Origin of the sequence: Facklamia sp. P12945 (genome assembly GCF_050409485.1) — a bacterium.
Classification (GTDB): Bacteria; Bacillota; Bacilli; order Lactobacillales; family Aerococcaceae; genus Facklamia.
On the sequence record NZ_JBNUPJ010000019.1, the window covers coordinates 1 to 14,096 of the forward strand.

The 14,096-nt window shown below is 36.3% G+C and carries 14 protein-coding genes; 2 read left to right on the forward strand and 12 right to left on the reverse strand.

Features of this window, described 5'->3' with window-relative positions; genetic code table 11:
* Positions 1–254 precede the first annotated feature (254 nt).
* A complete protein-coding gene (gshAB, locus tag ACQV2X_RS06965) occupies positions 255–2,534 on the forward strand; it encodes a bifunctional glutamate--cysteine ligase GshA/glutathione synthetase GshB (RefSeq protein WP_428874194.1) in 2,280 nt (759 codons plus the stop codon).
* A 61-nt stretch (positions 2,535–2,595) separates the two neighbouring features.
* On the opposite strand, the gene ACQV2X_RS06970 is transcribed toward gshAB, so the two are convergent.
* The 4 genes from ACQV2X_RS06970 to coaBC form a co-directional block, all read right to left on the reverse strand.
* Entirely contained in the window at positions 2,596–3,681 is a 1,086-nt protein-coding gene (locus tag ACQV2X_RS06970) for a M42 family metallopeptidase (RefSeq protein ID WP_428874193.1), read from the reverse strand.
* Positions 3,682–3,759: 78 nt separating this feature from the next.
* The gene (locus tag ACQV2X_RS06975; protein WP_428874192.1) at positions 3,760–5,043 is read right to left on the reverse strand and encodes an ABC transporter permease; all 1,284 of its coding nucleotides are present in this window, start codon (positions 5,041–5,043) and stop codon (positions 3,760–3,762) included.
* Positions 5,036–5,776: an ABC transporter ATP-binding protein gene (locus ACQV2X_RS06980; protein ID WP_428874191.1), complete on the reverse strand. Its 741-nt coding sequence runs from the start codon at positions 5,774–5,776 to the stop codon at positions 5,036–5,038. Before ACQV2X_RS06980 ends, ACQV2X_RS06975 begins: the two co-directional genes overlap by 8 nt.
* 10 nt (positions 5,777–5,786) lie before the next feature.
* Positions 5,787–7,010: a bifunctional phosphopantothenoylcysteine decarboxylase/phosphopantothenate--cysteine ligase CoaBC gene (coaBC, locus tag ACQV2X_RS06985; protein ID WP_428874190.1), complete on the reverse strand. Its 1,224-nt coding sequence runs from the start codon at positions 7,008–7,010 to the stop codon at positions 5,787–5,789.
* 274 nt (positions 7,011–7,284) lie between these two features.
* Between coaBC and ACQV2X_RS06990 the strand changes: the two genes are divergently transcribed.
* A complete protein-coding gene (locus ACQV2X_RS06990) occupies positions 7,285–7,602 on the forward strand; it encodes a hypothetical protein (RefSeq protein ID WP_428874189.1) in 318 nt (105 codons plus the stop codon).
* Here ACQV2X_RS06990 and ACQV2X_RS06995 read toward each other — a convergent pair.
* From ACQV2X_RS06995 to pstC, 8 genes are all read right to left on the reverse strand, one after another.
* Positions 7,599–8,135: a TIGR01440 family protein gene (locus tag ACQV2X_RS06995; RefSeq protein WP_428875523.1), complete on the reverse strand. Its 537-nt coding sequence runs from the start codon at positions 8,133–8,135 to the stop codon at positions 7,599–7,601. The genes ACQV2X_RS06990 and ACQV2X_RS06995 overlap by 4 nt on opposite strands.
* 272 nt (positions 8,136–8,407) lie before the next feature.
* Positions 8,408–9,100 carry a transposase gene (locus tag ACQV2X_RS07000; RefSeq protein WP_428893348.1) on the reverse strand — a complete coding sequence of 231 codons (693 nt, stop codon included), beginning with the start codon at positions 9,098–9,100 and terminating at the stop codon, positions 8,408–8,410.
* Positions 9,034–9,621 (reverse strand): transposase, encoded by a 588-nt coding sequence (locus ACQV2X_RS07005; protein WP_428894378.1) that lies wholly within the window; start codon positions 9,619–9,621, stop codon positions 9,034–9,036. The genes ACQV2X_RS07000 and ACQV2X_RS07005 overlap by 67 nt, the downstream gene beginning before the upstream one ends.
* Before the next feature lie 132 nt (positions 9,622–9,753).
* The gene (locus tag ACQV2X_RS07010) at positions 9,754–10,701 is read right to left on the reverse strand and encodes a substrate-binding domain-containing protein (RefSeq protein ID WP_428874186.1); all 948 of its coding nucleotides are present in this window, start codon (positions 10,699–10,701) and stop codon (positions 9,754–9,756) included.
* A gap of 139 nt (positions 10,702–10,840) precedes the next feature.
* Positions 10,841–11,500 carry a phosphate signaling complex protein PhoU gene (phoU, locus tag ACQV2X_RS07015; protein WP_428874185.1) on the reverse strand — a complete coding sequence of 220 codons (660 nt, stop codon included), beginning with the start codon at positions 11,498–11,500 and terminating at the stop codon, positions 10,841–10,843.
* A 20-nt stretch (positions 11,501–11,520) separates the two neighbouring features.
* Positions 11,521–12,282, reverse strand: coding sequence for a phosphate ABC transporter ATP-binding protein PstB (gene pstB, locus ACQV2X_RS07020; protein ID WP_428874184.1), 762 nt, complete (start codon positions 12,280–12,282; stop codon positions 11,521–11,523).
* Between the two features lies 1 nt (position 12,283).
* Entirely contained in the window at positions 12,284–13,099 is an 816-nt protein-coding gene (pstA, locus tag ACQV2X_RS07025) for a phosphate ABC transporter permease PstA (RefSeq protein WP_428874183.1), read from the reverse strand.
* Entirely contained in the window at positions 13,099–14,007 is a 909-nt protein-coding gene (pstC, locus tag ACQV2X_RS07030) for a phosphate ABC transporter permease subunit PstC (protein ID WP_428874182.1), read from the reverse strand. Before pstC ends, pstA begins: the two co-directional genes overlap by 1 nt.
* Positions 14,008–14,096 lie beyond the last annotated feature (89 nt).

The window sequence follows — 14,096 nt, forward strand, 5'->3', positions numbered from 1 at the left end:
TGTCTTTGTTCAGTTTTCAATGAGCTTCGCTGCCATAAGTGACAACTTCTATATACTAGCATGGGTTAGACTTTTTGTCAAACCTTTTTAAAAAGTTTTTTTAACTTTTTTTCTTTCGTTTCGGTCGTTCGTGACGACAAGAAATAATATAACATGGGTTGTCTTCTTAAGTCAAGGGCTTTTCAAATTTTTTTCACCTTTTTTCTTATCACTTTGTTATAATATTAATTACTTCATATAAGAGGAGCTTTCTTATGAATAAAATTATTGAGTTTACAATCGAAGATTTGCCATTACTTTGGGAATCGACCGTGGGGCTCGAACGAGAAACCGTTCGAATCAATTTCAACGGATCAATTAGTGAGAGTGACCATCCTCATGATTGGGGAAACCGTTCCTTCCACCCTTATCTTCAAACTGATTTTTCTGAAAGTCAATTAGAGTTAATTACTCCACCCTTTTCTACTAATGAAGAGGTAATCAATTGGTTAGCTGGTCTTCACCAGATAACACAGCATAGAATTTCAAATTCGAAGCCAGCAGAAATGCTTTGGCCTTATAGTATGCCACCTCAATTATCTAATATTAATCAAATTCGAAGCGCTGAATTAGATAATAAAGATGACTATAATTATCGTAAATATCTTATTTCATACTACGGCAAAAAAGTTCAACTACTATCAGGCATCCATTATAACTTTCAAATTAATGATCAGCTTTTAAATCAAAAACTGAATTCCTCAAAATCAAAATATATCTCCAATCGAAATAAGGTTTACATGGACTTGACACGTAAATATCTTTACTACCGCTGGGTATTAACTTATCTTTTAGGGGCCACCCCTTATTTTTCAGATGATTACGAGACTGTTTTATACGGCAAACCCCACAAAACAGTTATGAAATCAGTTCGCCAAAGTCGCTATGGCTACAGGAATAGTAAAAACGTTTCAGTTTCCTATAATAATTTTCAAACATATGTCACAGATATTGAAGATCTCATTTTTCAGGGGATTCTACATTTTGAGAAGGAGCTCTACCGAGATGTTAGAATGCGGGGGGCTAAACCTAATCGCGCAATGCTCAAGGAGGGCATTTCTTATTTAGAATTTAGAAATTTTGATCTTAATCCTTTTCAACCATTTGGAATCAGTTTGGAAGACCTCGATTTTGTAAAAGTATGGATTCTTGCTCTTCTTCTTCACCAACAGTCAATTAGCGAAGAAGAAATTAATCTAGCCAATGAACGTAACCAAAATACAGCAGAATCTAACCCTATCGATCCATTAATCAATAAAGAACTTATTAAGTCTTTCTCATATACCTTACAAACTGTTGCAGAAAACCTAGATGCTCATTACTATCCCGACTCTTATTTAGGTCAGCTTGTTGCTAAAAAGTTTATGCAAATAGAGCAACCCTCCCAAACGCTTGCAGGCCAAATCACTAGTCAATATACCGACTTTAAAGACCTTTCCCAGGGCTTGCTTAAACTTAGCCAAATTTTTCAAAGACAGTCTTTAAAAAACAAATATCTCCTTCATGGTTTTGAGAAGTTAGAACTTTCGACACAAGCCTTAATAAAAAAAGCGATAGAGCTTGGTATTCAAGTTACCATCGTTGATATTGAAGATAACTTAATTGAGCTTCAATTCAATGAGCATACAGAATTAATCAAAAGTGCTAATATGACTTCCTTAGACAGCCAGGTTTCATACTTCTTAATGGATAACAAATCAGCTACTAAATTGGTTCTTGATAGAGAAAAAATTCAAACACCTAAAGGGAGAAAATTCAATGATTTAGATCAAGCAATCAATTATTATTCTCTATTAGACAAATCTGCAATCGTAATTAAACCGCAAAATACTAACTATGGTTTGGGAATTACTATCTTCGAAAATTTTCCAGAAAAAGAAACCTATACAAAAGCTATGAAGGAAGCTTTCAAACACGATCATACGGTATTAGTTGAAGAATTTATTGAAGGGATTGAATTAAGATTTTATGTGCAAAATCAAAAAGTTTTAGCAGTTTGTGAAAGACAAGCCGCTCATATTATTGGCGATGGCCAGCACACTGTTGAACAGTTAATCGATCTCGAAAATAACCATCCATTCAGAGGGCCTAGACATCTAGCTCCTCTTACCTTATTAGAAAAAGGTGAAATAGAAAGAATAACTCTTGCTGAACAAAACTATTCTCTGCAATCAATTCCCGTTAATGGTAAAAAAGTCTACTTAAGAAAAAATTCTAATGTTTCTTCCGGAGGAATTGCCATCGATCGAACCGATCAAGTTCATTCAGATTTTATTAAAATTGCTGAAAGAACAGCTGCAGCTATGAAATCCACTTTCTGTGGAGTAGATATCATTATCAAGAACTATCAAGAGCCTCTATCTAACTCCAATTCTTACGCTGTGCTAGAGGCTAACTACAATCCAATGATGAGTTTGCACCTTTTTCCTGCTATCGGACATTCACAACCCCTAGCTGAACGAGCGCTTGAAGCCTTATTTCCTGAACTGAATTAATGAATTAAACCCCCTTAGGTATCAAACTTCTGATGCTTAAGGGGATTAATAAAGTTAATTTTTATGCGTTATCTTTAATTTGCTTGATTGTCTCTGCATTCAACTCTTTCACTACTGCTGTTACTAATTTGACCATATTTAAGTAGTCATCTTCGTGAATAACAGAAGTATGTGAATGTAAGTAGCGAACTGGAACAGTAATCGCAATAGAAGGAATACCATTTAATGCTAGGTGTTGTGAACCAGCATCGGTTCCACCACCAGGAATAAATTCGAATTGATAAGGAATGTTCTCTCTATCAGCCACTTCTACTACAAATTCACGTAAGCCACGGTGAGCTATCATTGAGCTATCATAAACAATGATTTGAGGTCCCTTTCCTAATTTACTTGCAGATTCATCTTTAGTCATACCAGGTGTGTCACCCGCTGTACCAGTATCTAGAGCAAATGAAATATCAGGATTAAGCATATGTGCAGCAACTCTAGCTCCGCGTAGACCAACTTCTTCTTGAACATTAGCCCCAGAGAATAGAACCGTTTCATGTCCTTCTTTAGCTAAATTCTTCAATACATCAATTGCAACAGCTATACCGATACGGTTATCCCAAGCTTTACCTAAAAGGAATTTAGTGCCATTCATACGACGTGTTTCGATGTACGGAGTGATCATATCGCCAGGGCGAATACCCCATTCCATGACTTCATCTTTAGAAGAAGCACCTAGGTCAATAAAGATATCTTTAAATTCCATTGGCTTTTTACGAGCTTCTGCAGTTAGTACATGTGGAGGTTTAGATCCTGTAACACCATGGAATGTCTTACCTTCTCTTGTAGTTACTGTTACTTGTTGTGCTAAGACAACTTGACTCCACCAACCACCAATGGTAACGAACTTAAGAAATCCTTCATCGGTGATTTCTTTAACCATAAAGCCAACTTCGTCTAGGTGAGCAGCTAACATAACGCGTGGTCCATCCGCATTGCCTGTATGCTTAGCAAAAATACCACCCAAACCATCTTGCAGATATTCTTCTGCTTGGTCTTTAGTTTCTTCTTTAAACAATTCGCGAACATAACGTTCATTGCCACCGATCCCGTTAACTTCTGTTAGACGTTTAAGATATTCTTCATTTACTGACATCATTCATCCTGCTTTCTTAATAAGTATTTGTATTAATTTTAACAAAGAATTCGTTTTCAATCAAAGAAATTCTTTCTTACTTTAAAGAGGCTTTCTTTTATCGGACTTCTTTTTTAATTTCTTTAACCAAATAGGGACATAAAAGTGAATTATAGCTAAAATTAGTATTAACCAAGCACACGAAACCCACAGTAGTGTTAAGGATAAACCCACTTTAACTAGCATTCCTAAACAAAAAGCAAGCATCATCATTACCAAAATTGAAGCTAACATCCTCTGAAAAGCATTCTTTTTCAAATGTAAATCTTGAGTAGGATAAAGTAATTGAAAAGGCAAATTATTCCCTAGTAAGTAAATCGGCAAAATTTGAATAAGCGCGAGCCAAAAACCAATTCCCCCTATTAAGGTTAAAGCCAACCAATTATCAGGCAATAAGAAAATGATAATCAGAATAAACACTGTAATACGAAGCCATATACCTGAATAACCTTCATGTCGAGTAATCATTCGAGCAAAGAAATAGCTATATCGATTAGCCTTTTTCCCTTGAATCAAGTTCATCAAAGGATACAACCATTTCCGTTCCTTAATGGGAGTTTTTACTTGTGGAACATCTGCAAATAGAGAAATCAGCTTATAAAAACGCGATTTATTAGCATGAGACTGGTTAATAATGAACTCAAAATCGACAAGGTTTTTAGCTAATATACGATAACGCCAATATACAATCATTAAATATAGTCCGCTTACAACTAACATCATTAAAAATGGATAGAAATCGGGTAAATAAAAGCTTATCGCTATAAAAAATCCAGTAAAATAGTTGAGTGTTTTTACGGAATTTCTAGATAAAAAATTGTTATTTTGATAATAAAGATTTAGGTATTGATTGATCACAGCTAAAAATTTCAAAGTTGCATAAATAAAACAGAAGAAAACAGCATTATTTTGATTCCAATCACTCACAATTGAGATTAACGGATAGAAGAGAAAGCTAATTAAAAGAGCTAGGCTTACTTGAGAAAGCGAGGTGTAGATAAAAGCTTTTCGCCAATATTTAAACCAATCCTCGCCTCTAGGAAATAAATAGGATCGGTCAGCCTCATGATTTAACCATAAAGGGTGCCCGAAGTTTAAAATTACTGTAAGAAAAAAAGCTATCATCAAAGGAATCATCCATATGAAAGCAAAATAGGAACCTTGGTTTAATCTTTCAAGTAGATCTCTATAAGTCAAAGCTAGAAAACCCATCAGTACGAAAAGCACTATAGAGAAATGATCATTAAAAATTAATCGCCCATATTTCCCAACTTCCTTCAATAATTGATTAGCTCTTTTATTAAATAAATGATCCAAATTAATCATTAACTTCACCTGTCTTAGTCATGGTCATATAGATATCGTTTAAGTTCGCTTTTTGGAGGTTATAGATAGCCTGCAACTGGTTTAAGTCTCCTTGAGCTACAAGTTGACCTTTTTGAAGCAAAAGAAAAGAATCACATAAGTCCTCAGCAATCGCTAAAATGTGTGTTGTAAATATAATTGAGCGACCAGAAACTGCGCTCTTCTTCAATAAATCTGTGAATTGTTGAATAGCTAGCGGATCTAATCCTAAGAATGGTTCATCAATAATTAATAATTGAGCATCCGTAACTAGAGCACAAATAATCATTACTTTTTGCTTCATTCCTTTAGAAAAGTGAGTGGGGAACCACTCTAATTTTTTTTCTAGGCGAAATTTCTTTAAAAGAGGTTGGGCTCTTTGCATGACTGTTTTCATCGGAATTTGATACCCAAGAGCTGTCATTTCTAAGTGCTCCTTCAAAGTTAATTCTTCGTACAAAATAGGCGTTTCAGGAATATAAGCAATTTGACTAGCATACTTCTGGTGGTCTTCTGCAATTGAGATGCCGTCAATCAGCACTTGCCCTGACTGGTTAGGTAAAAGGCCTAAAATAGTTTTCAAGAGCGTTGATTTTCCTGCACCATTTAAACCAACTAATCCAACTATTTCGCCTGAGTGAATTTCAAAATTTACATTATTAATGACCGGAACATTGCGATAACCGCTTGTTAGATTTTCAACTACTAATTTCATTTATTCTCCTCTAATCTTTAATAATCGGATCATTTAGAATAATTTCCCAAACTTTTCTTGCTAGATCAATTTTTTCCATTTTAGGTAAGTTCACAACTTGCCCTTTTTCGTTTAAAAGAGTCACTTGATTGTTTTTTGAATTAAAACCAATGTCTTTCTGAGAAACATCATTCGCGATAATCCAATCTATTCTTTTTGACTTTAACTTTCTTTGAGCATATTCGATTAAATTTTGAGTCTCCGCAGCAAAGCCAACTAAAACTTGCTGCTTTTTATTTTGTCCTAATTCCGCTAAAATATCTGGGTTTTCGATAAGTTCCCACAGGATTTTCTCATTCTCTTGATCCTTTTTCTTAATTTTATGTTCAGCTTGATCCATCATTCTGAAGTCACTCACCGCAGCTGCCATAATAACGTAATCCGTTTGCGCATAGCGCTCATTGATTTCTTTTTGCATTTGAAGCGCTGATTCCACTAAAATCAAGTCCATATTATCCATCATTGGAAAATGATCTTTAGTGGAAATGAAAGAGACTTCTGCTCCCAAAAAACTCGCAATTTTAGCCATAGCATATCCCATCTTGCCGGAAGAATCATTGGAAATGTAGCGAACAGGATCGATTCTTTCTCTCGTTCCACCTGCTGTTACAATCACTTTTTTATTCTCTAATAATTGAGGGTAAAAATGTTTGGCTGCTATACTTTCAAGCTTTTCAACAATCTGAGTAATAGCTGGTAATCGCCCTTTGCCTTCATAACCTTCTGCCAAAAAGCCTGTATCCGGTTCTAACAAGTAGTAACCATCTTTCTTTAGACGTTTTAGGTTTCTTTGAGTGGCAGGATGCTGATACATGTTTGTGTTCATCGCCGGACATAAAAGACAAGGACAAGCAACAGCTAATAGTGTTGTAGAAGCTATTTCATCTGCTATGCCGTTGGATAATTTTCCAATAATATTAGCCGTTGCTGGGGCCACCACTACAAGATCACACCAATCAGCAAACTCAATGTGCTGAACGTGTTCAGTATCATTTTCACTAAAAGTATCTATCAAAACTTCATGGCGCGAAAGCACTTGTAGAGTTAGCGGAGTGATAAACTCACTTGCTGACTTTGTCATTATAACACGCACTATTGCCCCAGCTTTAACAAGTTGTCGCACTAATTCAGTCGCTTTATAGGCAGCAATTCCACCTGTGACAACGACACCAATTTTTTTCCTTAATAAAACCATTCTAGAGCTCCTATCTATTTTATAATCTAAAAACCTGTTAACTACTGTTCAAGTAACTATCTTTCCTTGTTAAACTATATAAAAAAATAAAGGAGATTCCTTTGTTACCTGAAATAAATTTAATTAATCTTGGTGAAAACAACTACTCTATTGAATTTACTTGCTTGTATAAACATCAACAAAAAGATGGTTGGCCCTTTTTAACGGATAGAGCACTCATGCAAAATGATAGCATGGCCTTCCCTTAACAGAAAAAATTGAGGTAAGCAATCATTTGCATTACACAGACCACATTAAAAATGAACAACAAGCAGAAATATTGGCCTTTGACAGCCCTCGTTTCTTCTCTTTTACTTGGAACGTGGGTTTCATTAAGATGGAATTGTCATCGACATATCATTCAAAAACTTATCTCGCCTTTCAATATTGGGTGCTACTTATTACAGAACAATCGCATCACGAGCTTAGCCAATGGATTTTAAACTTAGAACTTTTAGAAGCTCTCTTGGACGATAAGGAAACCATTGATAAAAAGGGGCGTTACTATCAAATTGACCAGTATGTTAAGAAGATAATTAAGGACTACATTTAATAATTTGCGCGTTCTCCACCAATTAATTTTGGCCGCGATGATAGTCCATTTACCCTGGCAAACCCTAGTTGGTTGTGTTTAAAACGAACAGGAATTTGAACATGTTTTATATGCATACCGATATGTGTATCCCCAATATCTATACCTGCACTTGCTTGAACATGCTCTACCATGACTGGATCCTTGAATAACTGATAGGCCGCTACGGCTGCTCCTCCTCCCGCATGCAAAGCAGGGACTACTGAGACAATTTCTAAGCCATACTTTTTAGCAGCTTGACGTTCTATCACTAGACTGCGATTAATATGCTCACAGCCTTGAACCGCAAGAAAGAGTCCCATTTTGCTTGTAGTTTTGATTAAAGCATTGACTAATAGTTTCCCGTACTCTGGACGAGATGCCTTCCCAATTTTTCCACCTGCCATTTCAGATGTTGAGCAACCTAAAACAAAAATATCCTGAGAATCTACTTTCCCCTGGAATAAATCCTCTATTTCTCCCATTAGACGATCGATTTCTAACTCGATTTCCATACTTTTCACCTTCTTTGTTTTCTTTCATTTTACCACATATGATTGCAAATAAAAAAGCGCACCCAAGGTGCGCCCAGACTGAAGACAAACCCTTCTTTGAGGATGACTCATACAGGGTTTGTCTTTGTTTCTGCCCAAATTTCCTTAATAAATAAAAAAACGAAGCCTTTCTAGCTCCTCATTTCTAATATGTTTGCTAACTTTCTCATGTTCATACAAGCAAAAGTGAGCCCTGCTTTAAATTCCATCAAGGCTTTTCCAATTAAATGCATCTATCGAAAGCCATGATGCTCCTTGGCAGTGCCAAATAATCTTTCTACTGATTCCTTACGTTCTTTATAAAGCTCTCGCATGCCATCTGAATGTCTTATATCTTCACATGTTTCAAGGGCTTCTTGCCAGACATGTCGGGTAATCACACGATTATTTTGATATTTCTTCTGGTCGTGACTCGAAGCTTTGTACTCTCGATAGCCTTTTCGATTGGTAGTTGTATAGCGATAGACCACATCGTTTTCATCTAAATAACAATCATAGTATTCGTCATAGATAATGTTTCTATTCTCCCGTTTACGTCTTGGCCGTGTATAAGGAAACACCGGTGTAATTTCTTGTTTGAATAGGAATTGAGCGATAGTAGGCGTTTTATATCCCGCGTCTGCAATGACATGCTTAGGGTTAAAAGGAATAATCTTTTCAAAGATTAAAGGAAAAGCTTGGGTATCGTGTGTATTTCCCGGATGGACACTATATCCTAAAACCCACCCATTACGATCACAGGCTGTTTGAATGTTATAGGCAAAAACTTGCATATGATCTCCTTTATGGAGCCATCCTGCCTCCGGATCATTAGGACTGATTGTTTGGGATTTTGTTAAGTGCTCCTTTTCGGTATTTTTTAGAAGCTTTTGCCGTGAATCGCTCGGTCTTCTTGAACGGCTTCCATCATTTCCTCTGCCAACCATTTTGCTTGGACGATCACTTCTTCATTCGTATACTTTCGGCCATTGGCGCAAGCTTTAACATGGCTACCATCGATAAAAATATCCTTTGAATCCACCACGCCAGCCTCAACGCATTGCTTTAAAATTTGGGCAAATATTTGCTCGTCTAAACTTTGAGATTCGAAACGACGCTTATAATTTTTACCGAAGGTTGAAAAGTGTGGCACAGTATCCGTTAAAGAAAGCCCTAAAAACCATCGATAAGCAACATTCACTTCAATCTCTTGAATGGTTTGGCGCATACTTGGAATACCAAAGAGATATTGAATCATAGGGATTTTAATCAAAGTTATCGGGTCAATACTTGGTCGACCGTTATCTTGACAATAGACGTCCTCTACCAAGTCATAGATGAAATTAAAATCAATATGATGATCAATTTTCCGCAAAAGATGATTGGGAGGTACCAGTTCTTCAAGGGCATAAAATGCCATTTGATTACGTGCTTCAAAGGTTTTACTGTCAGCATTTTTTGTCATCATACGAATCACCCGTTTTCTTTTTATTATACACAAAAAAGCCCTCTAATTCACTAAGAAATAGTGGTTTAGAGGGCTTTGTCTTCAGTCTGAGCGCACCCAAGGTACGCCTTGATTATTTACTTATTCACTTAATTATTTTACCGTATCTTCCCAAGTAGAAATTTCTCCTAAGAAGATTCCACGGATTGCTTCTAGAGTCATTTCTTCAGTAGGGTTTTCATTATTTACTACTACTGCGATACCATCGATAGCAATTGCGTCGTGTTTTAAAGCTTCCATTTCCTCATCTTTTAATTCACGAGAAGCCATACCTAAGTCAGCGGTATCATTCATTGCTGCTTCCATACCTGCAGATGAACCGTTTGAAGTAATATTAATTTCAACGTTTGGTTGGAATTCTTTATAGGCTTCAGCAAGTTTTTCCATTAAAGGAGATACAGAAGTTGATCCAACAACTTCAACAGTTCCTTCTAATTCTGCAGTTGCTTCATAAGGAGCTAGCTCACTTTCTACTTCTTCAGTTTCTGCTGCTTCTTCTGATTCTACTTCTTCACTTTCTGCTTCTACAGTTTCATCTAACTCTTCACCAGCAGGTGTTACGCTGATGTATCCTTCTTCTTCAACTACTGCTTGTCCTTCTTGAGAATGAATGAATGTTAAAAAGTCATTTGCAACTTCAGATAATTCTTTTTCTGCTGACCATGCAACATTAAATGGACGAGCGATTGGATAGTCTCCAGCTTTGATAGCTTCAGGAGTCGCTTCAGAACCATCAACTTTTAATGCTTTCACTGAATCATCAAGTGATCCTAATGAGATATATCCGATTGCTGAAGGGTCTCCAGCAACTGTTTGCATTACACCAGATGTTTGGTTTTGAACAGTAGCATTTTGCGTAGTTAGGTCGTTATCATCTTCATCAACAACACCGACAATTTCAACAAATGCGCCACGGGTACCTGAACCATCTTCACGACTAATTACATTAATTGGCCCTTCTTGAGCCATTGCTGGAACAACTACCGACAACCCTAAGCCTGCTACAGCTACTAATAGTAAAGCTTTTAATGATTTTTTCATTAATTACATCTCCTTAAATTTTATCAAATCAGCAACACAACTACATTGCCAACATCGAACTCACTCAACGTTAGCACATTCATAGTATACATAAAAATTGTAAATTTAGTGTAAATTTAGTGTTAAGTTTGAGTAAATACTAGTGATTTAAATCAACTATCTCTGCTTTTTTAAGATATACAATTCGCTCACAAATATTAGTGACATAGTCACCAATTCTTTCAATTGAATTCCCAATTGCTAGATAGTTAATTCCTGTATTAACAGACTCTCTATTCTTTTCCATTCGTAAAGCAGAGTCATTATAAAGTTGTTTAAGACAGGCATCAACTAATTCGTCACGGTCGGCAATCTCTTGTGCTTTTACCGCGTCTCTTTCCGAAAAAGCTTCTAGAACATCATTGATCATTTCAAAAACCATTTGAGCCATTTTATTTATTATTTCTGTTAAGGATTTAATTTTTTCTGTATCTTCATTAGTTCGATTAACATTTTTTGCTATTAAAACAGCATGGTCACCTATTCTTTCTAAGTCAACACTAATGCTCATTACTGTAAAAATCAAACGTAGATCTTCCGCCACGGGTTGTTGTAAGGCGATTAAACGATAAGCTTCTTTTTCAATCTCATTGGCTAATTGGTTAATTTCTTGATCTGCTTCTTTTAATTTTGAAGCTGCACTGGTGTCGTCATTATTGAATGCGTTAATAGCTAAATGCACATTTTCGATGACTGCTGTTGCTTGTTCTGATAACTTATTTGAAAAGTCTTCTAAATCCTTTGTGTAAATATTTCTCATGATTGACTCCTTTCAAGTGTCTATCCAAAGCGTCCAGAAATATAATCTTGCGTTTGATCATTAGCTGGATTCGAGAAGATTTTTTCGGTTTCATCGAATTCAACCACTACACCTTCATAGAAAAAGGCAGTTTTATCAGAAATACGTCCGGCCTGTTGCATATTGTGCGTAACGATAATTACGGTATATTTTTTCTTCAATTCACTCACTAAATCTTCGATTTTGTTTGTTGAAATAGGGTCCAAAGCAGAAGTCGGTTCATCCATTAGAATAACTTCAGGTTGGTTGGCAATTGCACGCGCAATACAAATTCTTTGCTGCTGACCACCAGATACGGCAGTAGCATTTTGATGAAGCTTATCTTTAACCTCGTTCCAAATAGCTGCCCCTTTTAAGGACTCTTCTACTATTTGATCTAATTGTGTTTTATCTTTGATACCGTGAGTTCTTGGTCCGTATGCAATATTGTCATAGATAGACTTTGGAAAAGGGTTGGGTTGTTGGAAAACCATTCCGACTCTTTTACGTAAATCATTAACATCCATCCGTTTATCGTAAATATCCATGCCATCCAAAGCAACTTTTCCATCCACTCGTGTACCCGGTGTCAAATCTTGCATTCTATTTAAAATTTTTAAGAAAGTAGACTTTCCACAACCAGAAGGTCCGATAAGGGCTGTTACCAAATTTTCTTCTATTTCCATATCAATATTTTTTAAGGCATGAAACTCACTGTAATAAAAGTCTAAATTTTGAACTGAGAATTTTGATCTGTTTGCCATTTTATTTTCCTCCTGAACCTAATCGAGCGCCTAAGAGTGTAGATAGCCAGTTGATAATTAAGACCAGCAGTACCAAAACCGCTCCTGTTGCATAAGCTTCTTTAACGTGAAAACCTTCTGAAGATAAAACATACATATGTGTAGCCAATGTTCTACCCGAACTCAATAGGTTTTTAACCATACCTGAGGACGTACCCATCGTATAAATTAAGGCCGCCGACTCCCCTACAATACGGCCAATTGCTAAGATAATTCCGGATAAGATACCTGGCATAGCAACAGGAAGAACAACTGTAAATATCGTTCTTAATTTACCAGCACCCAGAGCTAAGGAACCCATCCTTAAAGAATTATTAACCGAAAGTAAAGCTTCTTCTGTTGAAGAAATAATGATTGGTAAAATCATAATGGATAACGTTAAAATTCCAGCAATATGAGAATAGGTTTTAAAAATTACATTCACAAACAGTAACATCCCGAATAAACCATAAACAATTGAAGGAACCGCAGCCAGTGTATCGGTTGCTAACCGAATCCAATGTACATATCGATTTCCACGGTCTGCATACTCAACTAAATAAAAAGCTGAAAAGACTCCGATTGGAGCAGATATTAAAAGTGAACAGCCAATCATAATTAAGGTTGAAATAATAGCAGGCATCATCGATACATTGTTTGAATTGTATTCCCAGGCAAAAAGTTGAGTGTTCATAACCGGCAAGCCGTTCCAAAGAATGAAACCGATGATAAAGAGCAACATACCTATGGTAAAAAAGGCTGCTAGCCAAACAATAAAGCGAATGATTTTTGCGCTCATTAAGTTCTATCTCCTTTCGATTTAATCCACATGAAGGTACCGTTAATAATTAAGATAAAAACAAATAACATTGAGGCTGTCATAATTAGTGCGTGCTGGTGATCACCACTTGCATATCCCATTTCCAACACAATATTGGTAGTCAGTGTTCTTGTTCCTTCAAACAAGCTTTTAGCCAACCTTGGTTGATTTCCAGCAATTAAAACAACCGCCATTGTTTCACCAATCGCACGACCAATCCCTAAGATAATGGCAGATAGAATACCAGATTTAGCCGCTGGGACAATGACATTTAAAACAGATCGCTCATGAGTAGCACCAAGACCCATTGAGGCATTATAATAGTGTCTCGGCACCGCTCGAATAGCTGCTTCTGAAAGTCCAATTACAGTCGGTAGAATCATTACACCTAATAAGACCGAAGCTGTCAGTATATTCATTCCATTATTAGCTGGTAAAAACTTTAATCCTCTGATGAATGGAACCATCATTTGAAGAGCAAAAAAACCATAAACGATTGAAGGAATGGCTGCCATTAAGTTAATTGCTGGCTTAAAGATTCTATATAAAAAATCTGGACAAAAATATGCCATAAAAATAGCCGTTAGAACTCCAATGGGAACTCCAACAACAATAGCGCCAACCGTAACATAAATAGACCCCATAATGAAAGGGAAAATACCATAAAGAGGCTCTTTCCAAGAAGGCTGCCACTGCTGACCTACAAAGGTTTTTAAGAAGCCATGCTTCATTAGAAAAGGAATTCCACCTTGGAATTTCCAAACTCCGTCATCAACTGTTCCACCTACAAAGATGAAATAGAAGATTAAAACAATTGATAAAATAGATAAGAATGCACAAAACATAAAGACATATTTCATGAATCTTTCTAGCACTTTGCCCTGCATTAAGACAACTCCTCCACAATTTACTTGACTACAATAACTCTTGCATTGATAGTACATTGTTATTGTACTTCACCTATGTAAATTCTTTG

What these genes read in the sequence shown, in the direction of transcription:
- gshAB (WP_428874194.1), top strand. Translation starts at nt 255, where the DNA reads ATGAATAAAATTATTGAGTTTACAATCGAAGATTTGCCATTACTTTGG.
- ACQV2X_RS06970 (WP_428874193.1), bottom strand. Translation starts at nt 3,681, where the DNA reads ATGATGTCAGTAAATGAAGAATATCTTAAACGTCTAACAGAAGTTAAC.
- ACQV2X_RS06975 (WP_428874192.1), bottom strand. Translation starts at nt 5,043, where the DNA reads ATGATTAATTTGGATCATTTATTTAATAAAAGAGCTAATCAATTATTG.
- ACQV2X_RS06980 (WP_428874191.1), bottom strand. Translation starts at nt 5,776, where the DNA reads ATGAAATTAGTAGTTGAAAATCTAACAAGCGGTTATCGCAATGTTCCG.
- coaBC (WP_428874190.1), bottom strand. Translation starts at nt 7,010, where the DNA reads ATGGTTTTATTAAGGAAAAAAATTGGTGTCGTTGTCACAGGTGGAATT.
- ACQV2X_RS06995 (WP_428875523.1), bottom strand. Translation starts at nt 8,135, where the DNA reads ATGGAAATCGAGTTAGAAATCGATCGTCTAATGGGAGAAATAGAGGAT.
- ACQV2X_RS07000 (WP_428893348.1), bottom strand. Translation starts at nt 9,100, where the DNA reads ATGGTTGGCAGAGGAAATGATGGAAGCCGTTCAAGAAGACCGAGCGAT.
- ACQV2X_RS07005 (WP_428894378.1), bottom strand. Translation starts at nt 9,621, where the DNA reads ATGATGACAAAAAATGCTGACAGTAAAACCTTTGAAGCACGTAATCAA.
- ACQV2X_RS07010 (WP_428874186.1), bottom strand. Translation starts at nt 10,701, where the DNA reads ATGAAAAAATCATTAAAAGCTTTACTATTAGTAGCTGTAGCAGGCTTA.
- phoU (WP_428874185.1), bottom strand. Translation starts at nt 11,500, where the DNA reads ATGAGAAATATTTACACAAAGGATTTAGAAGACTTTTCAAATAAGTTA.
- pstB (WP_428874184.1), bottom strand. Translation starts at nt 12,282, where the DNA reads ATGGCAAACAGATCAAAATTCTCAGTTCAAAATTTAGACTTTTATTAC.
- pstA (WP_428874183.1), bottom strand. Translation starts at nt 13,099, where the DNA reads ATGAGCGCAAAAATCATTCGCTTTATTGTTTGGCTAGCAGCCTTTTTT.
- pstC (WP_428874182.1), bottom strand. Translation starts at nt 14,007, where the DNA reads ATGCAGGGCAAAGTGCTAGAAAGATTCATGAAATATGTCTTTATGTTT.